Origin of the sequence: Actinophytocola xanthii (genome assembly GCF_001921205.1) — a bacterium.
GTDB lineage: Bacteria > Actinomycetota > Actinomycetes > Mycobacteriales > Pseudonocardiaceae > Actinophytocola > Actinophytocola xanthii.
Genome location: NZ_MSIE01000002.1, coordinates 197,520 through 213,662 on the forward strand (window position 1 = coordinate 197,520; position 16,143 = coordinate 213,662).

Consider the following 16,143-nt stretch of genomic DNA (forward strand, 5'->3'; position numbering starts at 1 on the left):
ATGAGCTGGGCGACGTGGATAATCTTGGCCATATACCTGGTGCTGCTCGCTTTCTCGGTCGCGCGGCGGCATCCGCCGTTCGTCCTCGGCGTGCTCATCGTGGGAACACTGGCGTGCGCGGCCCGGATGTTCGTCGTCGAGTGGGCCTGGCTGAGCATCCTCACCGTCGCGTTGTTGCTGGTGGGCACCATCGCGTTCCGCTGGGCCTGGTAAGGGCGAGCACGTCGTCGAATCGCCTGTGCCATGACGCGCCCACCCCTCGACGGTCCGGACGAGACCGTGACGCGGGAGGTCGACTCCGGTGTCGCGGAGCTGCTGCCGGACCCGGAGGTACCGCAGGCCTGGACACTGTGTCTCAACGGAACACCGCAGTCCTACGTAGACCTCGAGGACCCGACCCGGCTCGAGTTCGAGTACGTGCGACGTCTCGCCCACGTGGCCGACGTCGCCGCGCCCCCCGGTGAACCGCTCCGCGTCATGCACCTGGGTGGCGGCGCGCTCACCCTGCCCCGTTACATCGCCGCCACCAGGCCGGACTCCGACCAACAGGTCGCCGAGATCGACACGGCGCTGATCGACCTGGTACGTGCCCGGCTGCCGGTGGACCCCGCGTGGCGGCTGCTGATCCAGCCCGGCGACGCGCGTGCCGTGCTCGCCGCGGCGCCCGAGGGCGCGTTCGACCTCGTCGTCACCGACGTGTTCACCGGCGCCAGAACGCCGGCACCGCTGACCTCGGTGGAGTACGTGTCGCTCGCGGCCCGCGCGCTGGGTCCCTCCGGTGTCTACACGGCCAACATCGCCGACGGAGCGCCGCTCGCGTTCGCCAGGGCGCAGGTGGCGACGGCGCGGGCGGTGTTCCCGAACCTGTGCGTCCTCGCCGAGCCGGCGGTGCTGCGGGGACGCCGGTTCGGCAACCTCGTTCTGGTCGCGTCCCGGGTGGAGCTGCCGCTGGCCGAGCTCGCCCGCCGGACGGCCGGTGACCCCTTTCCCGGACGGGTCGAGCACGGCGAGGCGCTCACCCGCTTCGCTGGCGACACCCCGCCCACAACGGACCAGACCGCGACCCGTTCACCGTTGCCCCCCAGGGGATCCTTCGGCATCCGGTCCTGAGCGGCGGGGTTGGTCCGGTGGTGGCAGCAGGAGGTCGACGAGGCGGTGGGTGAACTCGGTGTCGAGCTCACCGTCGCGCAGCCCACGGAGGACGATCGCGCCGATGAGGGCGTCGCCGAGCTCGACGACGGGGGTGGCGGGGGGTAGCTGGCCGTCGGCGACGGCGGCGGCGAACCGTTCGCCGAGCATCTCGAACATGCCGAGCCGGTGGTTGAGCCGGGTGGCGACGTCGGTGTTCTCGGCGGCGGCGACCACCAGCGAGGGCAGCAGGCGCGCGTTGCCGGGGGCGCTGAGGACGCCGACGATGTTGTCCAGCCAGCGGGTCACGTCGGCGCGGAGGTCGCCGGAGTCCTCGGGGACGAACAGCTCGGCCAGCAGGAGGCGTTCGGCGAGGCAGTCGGCGACCAGGGCGCTGCGGGAGGGCCACCACCGGTAGATGGTCTGCTTGCCGACTCTCGCGTCGGCCGCGACGCCCTCCATCGTGAGGTGGTCGTAGCCGTGCGCCATGACGCGCTCGGCAGCGGCCCTGAGGATCGCGAGGCGTGCCTCCTCGCTGCGTTTGGGGCCGCGCCGCCCCTGCCCCGGCATGAACCGAACCCTAGCGCGCCGAAATACGAGACACAACGTATCGTGTCAGCGTCCAAACAAGACGGGGAGTGCGCGTGGCGGAGTGGCTGTATCGGATCGGCAAGGCGGCCGCCCGGCACGGGTGGCGGGTCGTCGCCATCTGGGTCGGGGTGTTCGCGGTCGCGGGCGGCGGCTTCGGGCTCGGGTTCGGCACCCTGGCGAACAACTTCGACATCCCCGGCACCGCATCCTCGGCGGTGATCGCCGAGCTCGAGCGGGAGCTGCCCGACTACAGCGGCGCCTCGGGTCTGGTGGTGATCCACACCGACGACGGCGGTGCGTTCACCGAGGAGCAGAAGCAGGCCTACGCGGACCTCGTCGCCCGGGCCAGGAACGAGCTTCCCGAGGTCGCGAACGTGGTGGACCCGTTCGCGGCCGAGGCGGAGCGTGCGCAGCGCGCCGCCCAGGTCGAGGGTGGCAAGGCGCGGCTCGAGCAGCAGGCGGCGCGGCTCGGTGGGGCGACCAACCCGCAGCTCGAGGCGCAGCAGGCGCAGTTGGACGTCGCGGACGAGCTGCTCGACCTCGCCGGCGGTATCGGCCTCGTCTCCGACGACGGCTCGGTCGCGGTGGTCAACGTCGCGTTCACGGTGCCGCGCCTGAAACTCTCCGAGGAGACCAAGCAGGCCGTCGTCGACTTCTTCGACGGGAACGCGGTCGACGGCGTCTCGGTCGACTACTCCACCGACATCGCCCAGGGCGTGCCCGAGGTCTTCGGCGTCGGCGAGGCCGTCGGTCTCGTGATCGCCTGCATCGTGCTGCTCGTCATGCTCAGCACGGTGATCGCCGCCGCGCTGCCGATCGTGACGGCGGTCGTCGGCGTCGGCATTGGCGTGCTGGCCTCGCTCGCGTTCTCGAGCGTGGTCCAGATGGCCTCGATCACCCCCGTGCTCGGGGTCATGCTGGGGCTCGCCGTCGGCATCGACTACTCGCTGTTTATCGTCAACCGCCACCGCAAGCAGCTCGCCCACGACATGGACCTCGACGAGTCCGTGGCGCTCGCCAACGGCACGGCGGGCAACGCCGTGCTGTTCGCCGGGTCGACGGTGATCGTCGCTCTGCTGGCACTCAACATCACCGGCGTGGGTTTCCTCGGCGTCATGGGGACGGTCGGTGCGGTGTGCGTCGCCGTCGCCGTGCTCATCGCGGTGACGCTGACCCCGGCGATCCTCGGGCTCATCGGCCAGCGGGTGCTCGGCGACCGCGCCAGGACCCGGCTTGCCGCCAAGCCGGTCAGCGGCACCGCGGCCACCCCCATGAGCACGCTCCGCGCCGTGGTGACGATCCTCGTCAGCGTCGCGGCGCTGCTGGTGGTGGCGCTGCCGGCGCTGTCGCTGCGCCTCGGGCTGCCGGGCGGGGCGTCCGAGCCGGTGGACTCGACGACCTACCGGGCCTACGAGCTGACGGCGGACGCGTTCGGCGAGGGCACCAACGCCACCCTGCTCGTGACCGCCGACCTACCCGCCGGGCTGGACGAGGGCCGGACGACGCTGGCGCAGCTGGAGATCGCACGGGCCATCTCCGAGGTGGGCGAGGTCGACGCCGTCGCACCGATCGCCGTCTCGGAGGACGGGCGGCTCACCGCCTTCCAGGTGAAGCCGGCCGAGGGCCCGAACGCGACATCGACCGAGCAGCTCGTGCGGGACCTGCGTGCCCCGGACGTGCTGGACGGCACCTCGTTGGCGGGTACCGAGCTCGGCGTGGCCGGGCAGGCGGCGATCAACATCGACATCTCGGAGAACCTGGCCGACGTGCTGCCGGTCTACCTCGCGGTCGTCGTCGGTCTGTCGCTGCTGATCATGATCGTGGTGTTCCGCTCGATCCTCGTGCCGCTCGTCGCAACCGGCGGCTTCGTCCTGTCGCTGCTGGCGACCTACGGCGCCACCGTCGCGGTGTTCCAGTGGGGCTGGCTCGGCTCGGTGTTCGGGGTCTCCACGCCGGGGCCGATCCTGAGCTTCCTGCCGGTGCTCCTCGTCGGCATCCTCTTCGGACTCGCCATGGACTACCAGCTGTTTCTGGCGACCGGAATGCGCGAGGCCTTCGTCCACGGCTCACCCGCCCGGCTCGCCGTCGCCCAGGGGTTCCGCGCCGGTCGGTCGGTCGTCATCGCGGCGGCGCTGATCATGGTGTCGGTGTTCGGCGGGTTCGTGTTCTCCGACTCGAACATCATCCGGTCGGTCGGCTTCGGCCTGGCCGTCGGCGTGCTGCTCGACGCGTTCGTGGTCAGGCTCCTCCTGATGCCCGCGCTCATGCACCTGCTCGGCGCCTCGGCGTGGTGGCTGCCGCGCTGGCTGGACCGGGCGCTGCCGAACGTCGACGTGGAGGGAGCGGCGTTGGAGCGTCGTCACCCCGTCCCGCACTGAGACATGCGCCGCTATGGTCGAACGATGAGTCTCTGGGGATGGATTCTTCTGGTCGGGTACGTGGGAATGCTTGTCGCCGCGATCCTTCGCCGGTATTCACCGCTGGTCTACGGTGCGCTCGGCATCGGACTGGTGTTGGCCGTGGTCACGGCGTTCCTGCCGTGGACGTGGCTTCAGTTCCTCACCGTCGGGCTGCTGATCGCCGGGATCGGCATGTTCAACGGGGAGTCGTCGTCACGGAAGCGGGCCCGTTCGGCGTCCGAGTGACCGCCCGACGGGGGGCGGGGGACACCGCCCCGTCGGGCGGCGTCGCGCGGTTCCGGCCGCCCGTCAGCTCGCGGCGCGAACTGGGTGGCTGACGTGGGAACCCGCCCCGTACCGCTCCTGCCAGAGCGCGGCGATGGCCGGGAGTCGGCGCAGTCGCGCGAGGCAGCGCTGCCGCATCGGCCCGATCGCGCCCACCGGAACCCCCATGCGGGAGCTGATCGTCGCGTAGGGCGTCGGCGGGTCGGAGAACAGCAGTGCCAGCAGCTGCTTGTCGCGGTCGGACAACCCGGCAACGGCCTCGCGAACCGCCGCACCGCGTTCCGCGCCCAGCAGGGAGGTCTCCGCGCCGGGCACGACCTGGTCGACGTCCTCCTTCAGCACCTGCCGTTGTCGCTGCCGCCGCAGCAGGCCGCATTCCCGTTCCGCGGTGGTGATCAGCCATTTCGGTAACGCCCGCGGTTCGCGGATCGTCGGCAGGTTCGTGACGAGCCGCAGCCACACGTTCCCCGCCACGTCCTCGGCATCGGAACCGGTCACGCCGGCGCGATAGCACACCCGGAACACCAGCGGGGAGTAGCGCGCGACGAGCTCCCGCCAGGCCGGCTCGGCGCCGGCGACCGCGCGCTCCAGCAAGACATCGACAGTCGAGTCGCTCCGCATTTCCGACCTCCTCGTGATACGCACGGTTCGCACGATCTCGCCCCGTCCTGCGCGTGAACCTTGCGGCAACCTTGCGGACCGAGGAGCATCGAAAGGTCCGTCTGGGTGCGGCGTCGACCGGGGGCCGATGCATGGAGTTCCGGTTGTTCGGGGAAGTCCAGCTACGGGTGGGCGACCAGGTGCTCGACGTCGGCGCGCCCCGGCAGCAGGCCGTTCTCGCCGCGCTCGCCGTGGACGCGAACCGCCCGGTGGCCATCGAGACCCTCGTCGACCGCGTGTGGCACGAGCACCCGCCGGCGGCCGCACGCAACGTCCTCTACTCGCACCTCAGCCGCATCCGACACCTGCTCAGGCAGGCGGAGGAGGCCACCGGGCGCGTGGCTCGGCTGCACCGCCGGCCGGCCGGCTACGTCCTGGAGGTCGATCCCCGCGCGGTCGACCTGCACCGGTTCGCCAGCCTGGTCCACCACGGCGGCGACCAGCAGCGGCCAACCGAGGAGCGGGCCGAGTCGCTGACCGAGGCGCTGCGGCTGTGGCGGGGGCCGCCCCTGGCCGGGATCGAGGGCGAGTGGGCCGCGCGGCTGCGCGGCAGCTGGCATCGCCGACGACTCGACGCCGCGGTGCGGTGGGGCTCGCTCCAGCTGGACCTCGGCCGGGTCGAGGAGGTGCTGTCCGTGCTGCCCGAACTCGTCGCGGACTACCCCCTCGCCGAGCCGCTCGAGGTGTTGTTCCTGCGCGCCCTGCACGCGGCCGGCCGCGACGCCGAGGCGCTCGAGCACTACGCCGTCGTTGCACGGCGGCTCGCCGACGAACTCGGTACCGACCCGGGCCCGGAGTTGCGGGCCCTGCACTCGGCGCTCCTGCGGGGCGAGCTGCCCGCACCCGACCGGCGTGGCCCCCTCGCCGTGCCCGCGCAGCTGCCGCCCGACGTCTTCGGGTTCGCTGGTCGGGACGAGGAGCTCCGGCTGGTCGACGACGCGGTCCGCGCGGGCGCGCACATCGTCGCGGTGTCGGGCACGGCGGGGGTGGGCAAGACCTCGCTGGTCCTGCACTGGGCGCACCGGGTGCGGGCGGACTACCCCGACGGACAGCTGTACGCGAATCTCCGCGGCTTCGACCCCGGCGGCGTGCCGGTGTCACCGGCCGAGGTGGTGCGCGGGTTCCTCGACGCGTTGGGGGTACCGGCGCAGCGGGTCCCCACCACAGTCGAGGCACAGGTGGGGCTCTACCGCAGCCTGGTCGCGGACCGACGCCTGCTCGTGGTGCTGGACAACGCCCGCGACGCCGAGCAGGTGCACCAGCTGCTGCCCGGCGTGCCGACCTGCGTGGTGCTGGTGACCAGCCGCGACGCGCTCGCCGGGCTCGTCGCGACCGGCGCCCGACCGGTGACCGTCGACCTCCTCACCGGTGCTGGGGCGCGGCAGCTGCTCGTGGGGCGCCTCGGCAGCGCCAGGGTGGCCGCCGAACCCAGCGGGGCGGAGGAGATCGTCCGCCTCTGTGCCCGGCTGCCGCTCGCGCTGGCGGTCGTCGCCGCCCGTGCGGCGTCCCACCCGACGTTCGGGCTGGGCGCGCTCGCCGAGCAGCTCCGCGACGCGCGGGGCAGCCTCGACGAGTTCGCCGGCGACGCCGCCACCGATCCGCGAGCGGCGTTCTCCTGGTCCTACCGGCACCTCAGCCCCGCCGCCGCGCGGCTGTTCCGCCTCGTCGGCCTGCATCCGGGGCCGCACATCGGCACGCACGCGGCAGCGAGTCTCGCGGGCCTCCCAACGGCACGGGTGCGCCCGCTGCTGGCCGAGCTGGCCCGGGCGCGGCTGCTCGCCCAGCCCAGCCCCGGCCGGTACACCTGCCACGACCTGCTGCGTGACTACGCCTCCGAGCAGGCCGCCGCGCTCGACCCGGAGACCGACCGGCGGGCGGCGGTGCGGCGGCTGCTGGCCCACTACGTGCACACCGCGAACGAGGCGGACCGACGGCTCGACCCCCGCGCCGAGGAGCCGCCGCCACTGCCCGAGCTCCCGCCCGGCGTCACACCCGAGCGGATGACCGACCTCCCCCGCGCCCTCGCCTGGTTCGAGGCCGAGCACAGCACGCTGCTCGCCGTCCTCCACCAGGACCCCGAGCTCGACGCCGAGGTCTGGCACCTGGGCTGGGCACTGCGCCGCTACCTCGCCCGTCGCGGTCACTGGCACGACGAGCTCGACGTGCTGACCGTCGCGCTCGCGGCCGCGGAGCGGTTGGGTGACCTCGGCAAGCAGGCGTTCGCCCACTGCTACCTCGGCTGCACCCAGGTCTGGCTGGACAAGTACGAGGACGCCCACTGCCGGCTGAAGACCGCGCTCACGCTGTACCGGCAGGCCGGTGACGAGGTCGGGCAGGCGAGCGTCCACTACAACCTGGCATGGGCGCTGGAACGCCAGGAGGAGAACGAGGAGGCGCTCGAGCACGCCGAACAGGCGCTGGCGTTGTACCGTTCCGCCGGCTACCTGCCCGGACAGGCCAAGCTCCTCAACGCCGTCGGCTGGTTCCACGCCCTGCTCGGCGAGCAGCGGAGCGCCATCGAGCACTGCGAGCGCGCGCTCGCGCTGCAGGTCGAGCTGGACGACCAGGCCACAGTCGGGCAGACCTGGCACAGCCTCGGCTACGCCTACGACCACCTCGGCGACCACACCAGGGCGATCGCCTGCTACGAGGCGGGAGCCGACCTCTACCGTGAGTCGGGCTACCTGTTCAGCGAGGCGCTCCTGCTGACCTCCCTCGGCGACTCCCACCTCACCGTTGGCGACCGGGACGCCGCCCGCACGGCCCTGCGCCGCGCCCGCGACATCCTCGACCAGCTCGGCCTTCCCGACGCCGACGACATCCGGGCACGGCTCACAACCCTGGAGGAGAAAGGCGAACCATGACCGACATCGAAGCGCAGCAGGTGGACGAGCTGCTGACCACGATCAGGAACCTGGAGCTGCCGCCCCGGCAGCGCGAGCTGCTGGACGCGATCGTGAAGGTCGCCGGCGACATCCAGGACACCGACGACCCCGCGTACAGCTCCGAGTTCCGCGACTCGTTCCGCAAGGAGCAGGCCGAGCTCGTGCTGGAGTACGTGCGGATCGCGGAGGGCGCCGCGGTGAGCAGCACCCTGCCCGGCGCGGCGCCGGCACGCATCGTCAGGCGGCCCTCGCCCCCGCCGGGCATCGTCCGGTCGGGTCCGGGCCAGGGCGACGATGACGACTCCTGACCGCACCACACCGAGGACGGTCATCGTCTCGATGCCGTTCATGGACCTGGACCGCCCGTCGATCCAGCTGGGGCTGCTGAAGGCGATCGGGGAGTCACACGGCTTCCCGGTCGACACCCTGCACGCCAACCTGGACTTCGCGGCCAGGATCGGCGTGGACCGCTACCGGGCGCTCGCCGACCACCACTGCCGGCTGGTCGGCGAGTGGCTGTTCTCCGTCGAGGCGTTCGGCGACGCCGCTCCGGATCCGGAGGCGGGGCTGCTGTCGCGGTTCGCCACCGAGCTGCGGCGCCTCGACGGGCTGCGGGAGACGCGGGACCGTGACGTGCCCGCCTACCTCGACGCGCTGCTCGAGGAGTACCCGTGGCACGAGGTGGGCGTGGTCGGCTTCAGCGCGACGTTCCAGCAGAACGCGGCCTCGTTCGCGTTGGCACGCCGGCTCAAGGAGCGGTTCCCGGACATCGTGACGGTGTTCGGCGGCGCGAACTTCGACGGCGAGATGGGGCCGGAGCTGGTGCGCTCGGTGGAGTGCGTCGACTACGCGGTCGTGGGGGAGGGCGACACCGCCTTCCCCGCGCTGCTGTCGGCACTCGCGTCGGGCGCCGAACCCAGCGGTATCCCCGGCGTCGCGAGCCGTGGCGGCGCGACGCCACCCGCGCCGCCGAGCGTGGAGCTCGACGACCTGCCGATGCCGGAGTACGGGGAGTACTACACCCGCGCCGGCCGCCTCGGGCTCCGCTGCGACAGCGGCTGGCTGCCGTTCGAGTCCGCGCGCGGCTGCTGGTGGGGCGCGAAGCACCACTGCGCGTTCTGCGGGCTGAACGGCACGGCGATGCGGTTCCGGGCCAAGTCCCCGGCGCGGGTGCGGGCGGAGCTCGCCCACCAGGCCAGGCGGTACGGCCGGTTCCGCTTCGCGGCGGTGGACAACATCCTCGATCCTCGCTACCTCACCGAGCTGTTCCCGGCTGTCACCGAGGACCGCGCGGACTACCAGTTCTTCTACGAGGTGAAGGCGAACCTGACGCGGGCGCAGCTGCGGGTGCTGGCCGGGGCGGGTGTCACCCACCTGCAGCCCGGGATCGAGTCGCTGAGCACGGACGTCCTGCGCCTGATGGACAAGGGCGTGCGTGCGGCGCAGAACGTGAGCCTGCTGAAGTGGGCGCGGTACTACGGGATCGGGGTGTCGTGGAACATCCTGTGGGGCTTTCCCGGCGAGACCGAGGAGGACTACGCGCGGCAGGCGGCCGCCGTGCCGCACCTGGTGCACCTGCAGCCACCCGCGACCGCGGCCCGCGTGTGGTTGGAGCGGTTCAGCCCGATGTTCACCCGCCCGGAGCGGTACCGCACCCGGCGCCGGGAGCCGGAACCGAGCTACCGCTACGTCTACCCGGCGGACGTGGACCTGGAGCGGATCGCGTACGTCTTCGACTACGAGTTCGAGGACGCGCTGCCCGCCGCGACCTACGCGCCGCTGAGCAAGGCGGTGGCCGAGTGGTCGCGGGCGTGGGAGAGCGACCTGCCGCCGGCGCTGGTGTACCGGTCCTCGCCCGGCTACCTGGAGATCTACGACGTCCGCCACCCCGGCGACGCGGGGGTCCACACGTTCCGGGACACCCTGGCCGCCATCTACCTGGCCTGCGACGAGCGCCCGACGACCGCGACCGCCGTCCGGCGCCGACTGGCCCTCGATGTCCCGGTGTCGGCGATCGAGGACGCCTTCCGGCAGTTCGCCGAGCGCGGCCTGATGTTCCTCGACGGGAACCTCGCGCTGTCGCTGGCGATCCCCGCCACCCCCGGCCGGTAGGGCGCTGTCCCCCGCGCGAGCTACCCGGGAGTGTCCACCACGCGGTGACGACGTCGGCGACACCGGACCGTAGTTTCCCCCGCGAACCCAGCGAGGGAGGACATCGAACCCCATGACCCGTACCAGCACCGTCTCCGCGGCGGTCGCCCTGTGTGCCACGGTGGCGCTCGCCGGCTGCGACGAGGCACCGGAGGCGGCCGAGCCGCCACCGCCCACGGACACGGTGACCACGGCCAGGCAGGAGCAGGCCTTCAGCGGAACCGAGAAGATCCAGGTCGACGGGCTGGCGGTGAACGTCTCCTGCTCGGGCGAGCCCACCGGCGGCCGGCCGGTCATCGTCCTGCTGCACGGCGCCGGCGACGGTGTGGACAAGCTCGCCGATCTACAGAGGACCCTGAGCGAGGAGGACATGGTCTGCTCCTACGACCGCCTGGGCGCCGGCGCGAGCGACAAGCCCGCAGGCCCACAGATCCTCGAGGACACCGGCGAGGTCCTCACCGCCGTGATCGACCGCGTCGCCGGTGACGCGCCGGTCGTCCTCGCCGGGCACTCGCTCGGCGGGCTGATCGCCGCGCGCTACGCACCCGACCACCAGGACCGGGTCGCCGGGCTGGTCCTCCTGGACGCGACCTCGCCGACGCAGGCAGCCGACCTCGAGGCCCAGATCCCGGCGGACGCCACCGGTCCGGCGGCCGACGTGCGGGCGCAGACCCTCGCGATGCTCGCCGGCCAGAACCCCGAGCTGCTTACCGTTCCCGACGGCGAGGTTCGCGCCGCAGGGGACATCCCGGTCGAGGTGGTCCAGCACGGCAAGCCCTACCTCGCGGCCCTCCCGGAGTACGGTCCCGGTCTGGAGCAGGCCTGGGCCGAGGGGCAGCGCGCGTGGCTCACCGTCTCCAGCGCCAGCAACCTCACCACCGCGGCCGGCAGCGAGCACTACGTCTACCTCGACGAGCCCGAGCTCGTCGTCCGCGCGATCCACCGGGTCGCCGACGAGGCGGTCAGCTGACCAGGCCGTGCCGGTAGGCGTAGACGACGGCCTGGACACGGTCGCGGAGCCCGAGCTTGCTGAGGATGCGCGACACGAACGTCTTCACGGTCTCGGGGCTGAGCACCAGCTCCGCCGCGATCTCGCTGTTGGACAGGCCGTCCGCGACGAGGTGCAGGACCTCCAGCTCGCGCGGCGTCAGCGGGGTGCCGGGGGCGCCGGGCGCGGCGGGGCGGATGCGGGTGGCGAACCTGCCGACCAGCTCACGGGTCACGTCGGGGTCCAGCAGCGCCGCGCCCGAGGCGACGGTCCGGATCCCGTGCAGCAGCCGGTCCGGCGGCGCGTCCTTGAGCAGGAACCCGCTCGCCCCCGCCCGCAGCGCCTCGTACACGTACTCGTCCAGGTTGAAGGTGGTGACCACGAGCACCTTCACCGGGCGGGGCACCCCGGGGCCGGCGAGCAGGCGCGTGGCCGCGATGCCGTCGAGCACCGGCATGCGGACGTCCATCACCACGACGTCCGGGTCGAGCCGGCGCGCGAGGTCGACCGCGGCCTGGCCGTCGCCGCAGTCGCCGGCCACCGCGAGATCATCCTGGGCGTCGATGATCGTGACGAGCCCGGTGCGCACGAGGAACTGGTCGTCGCAGACGAGCACCCGGATCACGACGGGCTCTCCGTGGGAATGCGGGCGTGCACGGAGAAGCCGCCACCGGGCTCCTGGCCGGCGCTGAAGTCGCCGCCCAGCATGTCGACCCGTTCGCGGAGCCCGGCGAGGCCCCGACCGCTCCCGCCGGGCGGGTCGCCCCCGGGCTCGGGGCGGTCGGTGCTCACCGTCACGGTGGTCTCCCGCTCACCGTGGTGCACCTGGACCCGGGTGCGGCTGCCGCGGGCGTACTTGAGGGCGTTGGTGAGCGCCTCCTGCACGACCCGGTACGCCACCGGTCCGGCACTGCCGCGGCCGTCCTCGGTGAACTCGACGGCCTGGCCGGCACGGCGGGTCTGCTCCACGAGCGTGCGCAGCGCACTGCCCGCCGGCGTGCCGTGGTCCGGGTTGAGCACGTCGAGCAGGTGCCGCAGCTCGGTGAGGGCCCGCCGTCCGGTTTCGGTGACGGCGACGAGGGACCCGTCGAGCCGCTCCGGTGCCGCGGTCAGGCACCGGGCGGCCTCGGCCTGCACGACCATCGCCGTCACGTGGTGGGTCACGACGTCGTGCAGGTCGCGCGCGATGCGCGTGCGCTCGGCGTGCCGGCTGTCCTCGGCGATCCGGCGGCGCCGCTCGGCCTCGGCGATCCGGGTGGCGCGCAGCCACGAACCCAGAGCCCACACCAGGACCAGCGCGAGGTAGAACGTCACGAACTCGGCCAGCGGCTCGCCCGCGCCGAGCGCCGGGAACAGCGCGGCCACCGCGACGTAGGCGAGGGAGAACCCGAGCGCGGTGAGCCCGCGGCGGCGCTCGAGCCCCGCGCCCAAGGCGAGCAACGCGACCGGGAGGGCGGTGCCGGCGAAGGTGTGGTACCCGCGCAGCTGGTCGACCGCGAACCCCAGCGACACCAGGGCGAAGCACGTGACGGGCCACCGCCGGCACCCGGCGAGCGGAACGCACTGCAGGGCGACGGCGACGACGCCCAGCCCGTCCAACGGCCGGTCCGGCATGCCGCCCCACCGCGTGCCCTGCCCGGCGAGCGCCGGCACGAGCGACCCGGCGACGAGCACCAACCCGATCAGGGGGTACCAGAGCGCGTACCGGCGCCAGAGCTCCCGAACCCGCCGAAAGCCGATCACCGGCCAGAGCCTAGTCAGCCGGTGGCGGGCCGCGCTGGCTCGCCTGGGGCTCGGTGAGGGTCAGCCGCTGTAGTTCTCGCCCAGCGGCCTGCCCGGGATCGGCTTCGCGACCAGGGCGACCGGGACGAAGAAGCAGACCTGGCCGATCACGACAGTGAGGGTCCAGAGCGCCTTCTCGTCGTAGTGCCCGGCCGCCTTCGCGTACAGCGGGTCGGGTACCCGCTCGCCGTGCGGGTTCGGCGTGAGCACCGCCTCGACCAGCTCGAGCGCCACCCGTTCGGCGTCGGTGAAGTACGGTGCGTCCCGCCAGGACGCCACCGCGGTGATGCGCTCCTCGCTCTCCCCGGCGCTGCGGAGCAGACCGGTCTGGCGGACGGTGTGGTAGGTGCTTCCCACGAGCTGCCCGGCACGCAGCTGCACCAGATGGATCGTGGACTCCGGGATCGAGCCGTTGCGGGTCGCGTTCATCATGCCGGTGGCGATCTGCTCCAGGTCCGGGAGGAACCGGTTGGGGTCGGGCAGGCGGGACCGGGTTGTCTCGTCGGTGGGCATGGACATGGACATGGACATGGCGCGGGCTCCTTCTCGTCGACGGTGTGTCACCTCCTCCGACGACGGAGCCCGGAGAAACGTCAGCTGATCGAGTACGAGTACAGGTCTCCCGAGGTCAGCTCGAACCGCAGCCGGAACGGCCCGCCGGTGGTCGGGATGGTGGTCCTCGACCCCCACCTGACCGCCGTACCGAGGGTGTCGCCGGTGACCGGGGCCGCGTCTGCCGCCGAGTAGCCCTGAACCGGGTTGCCGGCCGCGTCCAGCAGGGCCACTCTCAGCTCGCCGGAGGTGCCGAGGTTGGCGTTCACCGTCACCGTCGTCCCTGTCGGTGCGAGGGTCCGGGTCGTGACGCTGCCGCCGCCCGCCGCCGTGCGGAACGCCTCGAACCGGTCCCGCTTCCACGTCAGCAGGCCGATCCTGCTGTTCCCGGTGGCCTTCGCGCACAGGCTCGGGACGTCCTCGGCCCCGCAGGAGTGCTCACCGGCGAAGGAGCCGTAGTAGTACCGCACCTCGTCGCCCACGGTCAGCAGGGACGAGCCACCCACCTGGAAACCCCAGTTCCACGCCGACTGCGCGGGCTCGGCGACGATCGGGTCGCGGGCCGGCCGGCTCCAGCTCAGCAGGTCCTGCGATGCGGCCAGTTCCAGGTGCGCCCGGCCGATGTCCTCGCCGGGGTTGCCGAGCCGGTTGGGCAGCTCGTGGACGTCGAACATCCAGGGCACGCCGATGAACTGCTCGCCGTACCGCATGCCGGCCATGCCGTAGATCTCCGAGGACGCGCCCGGGCGGGACGGGTACCGCGCGAGGACCTTCTCGTGGTCGAACGTGTCCGACGCCAGCGCGAACCGTGGGCTGCTCCAGCGGACGAAGTCGGTGCTGAACGACGTGTAGACGGTGCGCGCCCCGTACGGCGACGCGGTCGGGTACTGCTTGCTGAGCGCCACGAACCGTCCGCCGTTGGTGGGATCCCAGCTCACGTTCACCACGTCGAACCCGGGCAGGACGGTGTTGCCGCCGTTCAGGTCGGTCCACGTGACACCGTCGCGGGACGCCATCGCCGAGTAACGCCCGTTCTTCGGGTAGAGCGTGTAGTAGCGGAAGCTCGCGGAGTCGGCGGGGTCGTAGTCCGGGTTCTCGGCGATCCCGCCCGGTCCGTTGGGGGAGACGGGCCCGGTGCCATGCTTCGTCCACTTGACACCGTCGGTACTGGTGGCGAGACCGGTGCCGGCCGCGGTGTTGTACCACATGCGGTAGCTGCCGCCCGGGTCCCGGAGCACGGCGCCGCCGAACCTCGGGTTGGCATCCCACGAGCCGCCGGTCAGCACGACACCCGTCGCCCCGCCGGCGAGTGCCGGGTCGCCCTTCGGGGTGCCCTTGACGAGCTGCCTGGTCATCCCGGTGTACGACTCCACCCGCTGGTCACCGACGAACAACACGCTGCCGGTGCCGAGCGGCTCGGCGTACCTGCCGTCCTGGCTGGACCGCAGGGTGACGTCGTCCCAGATGGTGGTGCCGGTGGCGGCGTACTCGCTGTAGAGCCGCAGGGTCACCGAGGTGGCGTCCGACGGGGCGACCTTCGTCACCGTCAGCTTCCGCCAGCCCGACCCGCCAGTAACGTCCACATGCGACTTATAAGAATCCGATGTGGACTCGTCGGTCCTACGGTACTCGAGCCACAGCTGCCCGGTGAGTCCGCTTGCGATCTGGTACCACGCCGTGGCGGTGAGCGTCTCGCCCGCGGAGACCGGGACGGCCTTGCTCAACGCGGTCTGGCCGCTGCCGGTGTTGGTGTCCACCATGCGCAGCGCCCGGTTTCCGGTGTGCACGGGGGAGGAGACGAGCTGCGCGCTTCCGCCGCCGGAGACCGCCCACGGCGAGGGCAGCGGTGAGTCGTGCAGGTCCTCGAAGCCGCTGTTGGGCACCTTGCGTACCGGTGGTGGTGCGGAGTCGAGGGTGACGTCGTCCCATACCGTGGTTCCGACCGCCGTCTGCTTGGTATAGACCAGGACCGTCGCGGTGATGGCGTCGTCCGGCGCGGCGGCGCCCACCGACAGGACCTGCCAACCAGTGGCGCCCGTGACGTCGGTGGCTACCACGGCCTCGTCGATGCGCGATCCGTCCGGGCGCCAGTACTCCAGGTACAGCGAGCCCGCGGTCTGGTCGACGCGCTGGGCGAAGGCGCGCGCCGTGAGCGTCTCGCCGGGCACCACCGCGACCGGTGCGCTCCGCACGGACACGCCGTCGCCGCTCGCGGTGTCGGTGACCCGCAGGGCTCGGGAGCCGCCGTGTACCGGGCTGGTGGTGGCGGTCGCCGTGCCGCCGTCCCCGGTGACGCTCCACTGGCTCACCGTGGAGGCCGAACTCTCGAAGCCCGCGTTCGCCACGAGCCGGGCGCCGGTCCAGTCGGCCATCAGCTCGACGGGTTGCCAGGACACCGACCCGTCCAGTGTTCCAACGACGAGACCCCCGGCCAGGATGGTTGTCAGTACCAGCGGCAGCCGACGAGGTTGTGTGGACATCCCACTCCTTCACGCCAGAACCGTTGCGCGACTCCGCGAGCATAGGGTCGCCGACGTCGGGAACGGGAGAAAGTCACCGATTACCGGACTAACAGGTGGGCCTTCGCCGTTGGTGCCACCCGGGCGGCACGTGGTCATGTGGGCTGGTCAGCGGGAGAGCCCTGGCCGGCCGGAGCCGTCGAGTGTCCGGTCGCGGCGGAGCCGAAAGTCCGGCACATGGAACGCCCACGGCCCCACGCGCA

Annotated in this window: 14 protein-coding genes; 8 read left to right on the plus strand and 6 right to left on the minus strand. The window is 72.4% G+C overall.

What is annotated here, in order from left to right; translation table 11 throughout:
- Both BU204_RS38820 and BU204_RS02520 read left to right on the plus strand, forming a co-directional pair.
- Positions 1–213, plus strand: coding sequence for a DUF4175 domain-containing protein (locus BU204_RS38820; RefSeq protein WP_143229265.1), 213 nt, complete (start codon positions 1–3; stop codon positions 211–213).
- Positions 214–243: 30 nt separating this feature from the next.
- A complete protein-coding gene (locus tag BU204_RS02520) occupies positions 244–1,110 on the plus strand; it encodes a spermidine synthase (RefSeq protein WP_075123848.1) in 867 nt (288 codons plus the stop codon).
- Here the strand turns inward: BU204_RS02520 and BU204_RS02525 are convergent.
- On the minus strand, positions 1,069–1,698 hold the full coding sequence (locus BU204_RS02525; protein WP_075123849.1) for a TetR/AcrR family transcriptional regulator: 630 nt from the start codon (positions 1,696–1,698) through the stop codon (positions 1,069–1,071). The two genes, BU204_RS02520 and BU204_RS02525, sit on opposite strands and share 42 nt — an antisense overlap.
- A 74-nt stretch (positions 1,699–1,772) precedes the next feature.
- Here BU204_RS02525 and BU204_RS02530 point away from each other — a divergent pair, with 74 nt between their 5' ends.
- Together BU204_RS02530 and BU204_RS02535 are read left to right on the plus strand one after the other, a co-directional pair.
- On the plus strand, positions 1,773–4,097 hold the full coding sequence (locus BU204_RS02530) for an MMPL family transporter (RefSeq protein ID WP_075123850.1): 2,325 nt from the start codon (positions 1,773–1,775) through the stop codon (positions 4,095–4,097).
- Positions 4,098–4,121: 24 nt separating this feature from the next.
- Positions 4,122–4,364, plus strand: coding sequence for a hypothetical protein (locus BU204_RS02535; protein ID WP_143229266.1), 243 nt, complete (start codon positions 4,122–4,124; stop codon positions 4,362–4,364).
- 63 nt (positions 4,365–4,427) lie between these two features.
- Here BU204_RS02535 and BU204_RS02540 read toward each other — a convergent pair whose 3' ends face one another.
- On the minus strand, positions 4,428–5,024 hold the full coding sequence (locus BU204_RS02540) for an RNA polymerase sigma factor (protein ID WP_075123852.1): 597 nt from the start codon (positions 5,022–5,024) through the stop codon (positions 4,428–4,430).
- A gap of 143 nt (positions 5,025–5,167) precedes the next feature.
- Between BU204_RS02540 and BU204_RS02545 the strand changes: the two genes are divergently transcribed.
- The 4 genes from BU204_RS02545 to BU204_RS02560 all read left to right on the plus strand — a co-directional run bounded on the left by BU204_RS02545 (position 5,168) and on the right by BU204_RS02560 (position 11,069).
- Positions 5,168–7,927: an AfsR/SARP family transcriptional regulator gene (locus BU204_RS02545; RefSeq protein WP_233159047.1), complete on the plus strand. Its 2,760-nt coding sequence runs from the start codon at positions 5,168–5,170 to the stop codon at positions 7,925–7,927.
- Positions 7,924–8,256, plus strand: a complete 333-nt coding sequence (locus BU204_RS02550; RefSeq protein WP_075123854.1) for a hypothetical protein — start codon at positions 7,924–7,926, stop codon at positions 8,254–8,256. Before BU204_RS02545 ends, BU204_RS02550 begins: the two co-directional genes overlap by 4 nt.
- On the plus strand, positions 8,243–10,060 hold the full coding sequence (locus BU204_RS02555) for a RiPP maturation radical SAM C-methyltransferase (RefSeq protein ID WP_075123855.1): 1,818 nt from the start codon (positions 8,243–8,245) through the stop codon (positions 10,058–10,060). Before BU204_RS02550 ends, BU204_RS02555 begins: the two co-directional genes overlap by 14 nt.
- A gap of 112 nt (positions 10,061–10,172) precedes the next feature.
- Entirely contained in the window at positions 10,173–11,069 is an 897-nt protein-coding gene (locus BU204_RS02560) for an alpha/beta fold hydrolase (RefSeq protein ID WP_075123856.1), read from the plus strand.
- Here BU204_RS02560 and BU204_RS02565 read toward each other — a convergent pair.
- From BU204_RS02565 to BU204_RS02580, 4 genes are all read right to left on the minus strand, one after another.
- On the minus strand, positions 11,062–11,712 hold the full coding sequence (locus BU204_RS02565; RefSeq protein ID WP_075123857.1) for a response regulator: 651 nt from the start codon (positions 11,710–11,712) through the stop codon (positions 11,062–11,064). The two genes, BU204_RS02560 and BU204_RS02565, sit on opposite strands and share 8 nt — an antisense overlap.
- Positions 11,709–12,830 (minus strand): sensor histidine kinase, encoded by a 1,122-nt coding sequence (locus BU204_RS02570; RefSeq protein WP_075123858.1) that lies wholly within the window; start codon positions 12,828–12,830, stop codon positions 11,709–11,711. The genes BU204_RS02565 and BU204_RS02570 overlap by 4 nt, the downstream gene beginning before the upstream one ends.
- A gap of 60 nt (positions 12,831–12,890) precedes the next feature.
- The gene (locus tag BU204_RS02575) at positions 12,891–13,400 is read right to left on the minus strand and encodes a carboxymuconolactone decarboxylase family protein (RefSeq protein ID WP_233159056.1); all 510 of its coding nucleotides are present in this window, start codon (positions 13,398–13,400) and stop codon (positions 12,891–12,893) included.
- A gap of 62 nt (positions 13,401–13,462) precedes the next feature.
- A complete protein-coding gene (locus BU204_RS02580) occupies positions 13,463–15,901 on the minus strand; it encodes a hypothetical protein (RefSeq protein ID WP_083660939.1) in 2,439 nt (812 codons plus the stop codon).
- Positions 15,902–16,143: the final 242 nt, after the last annotated feature.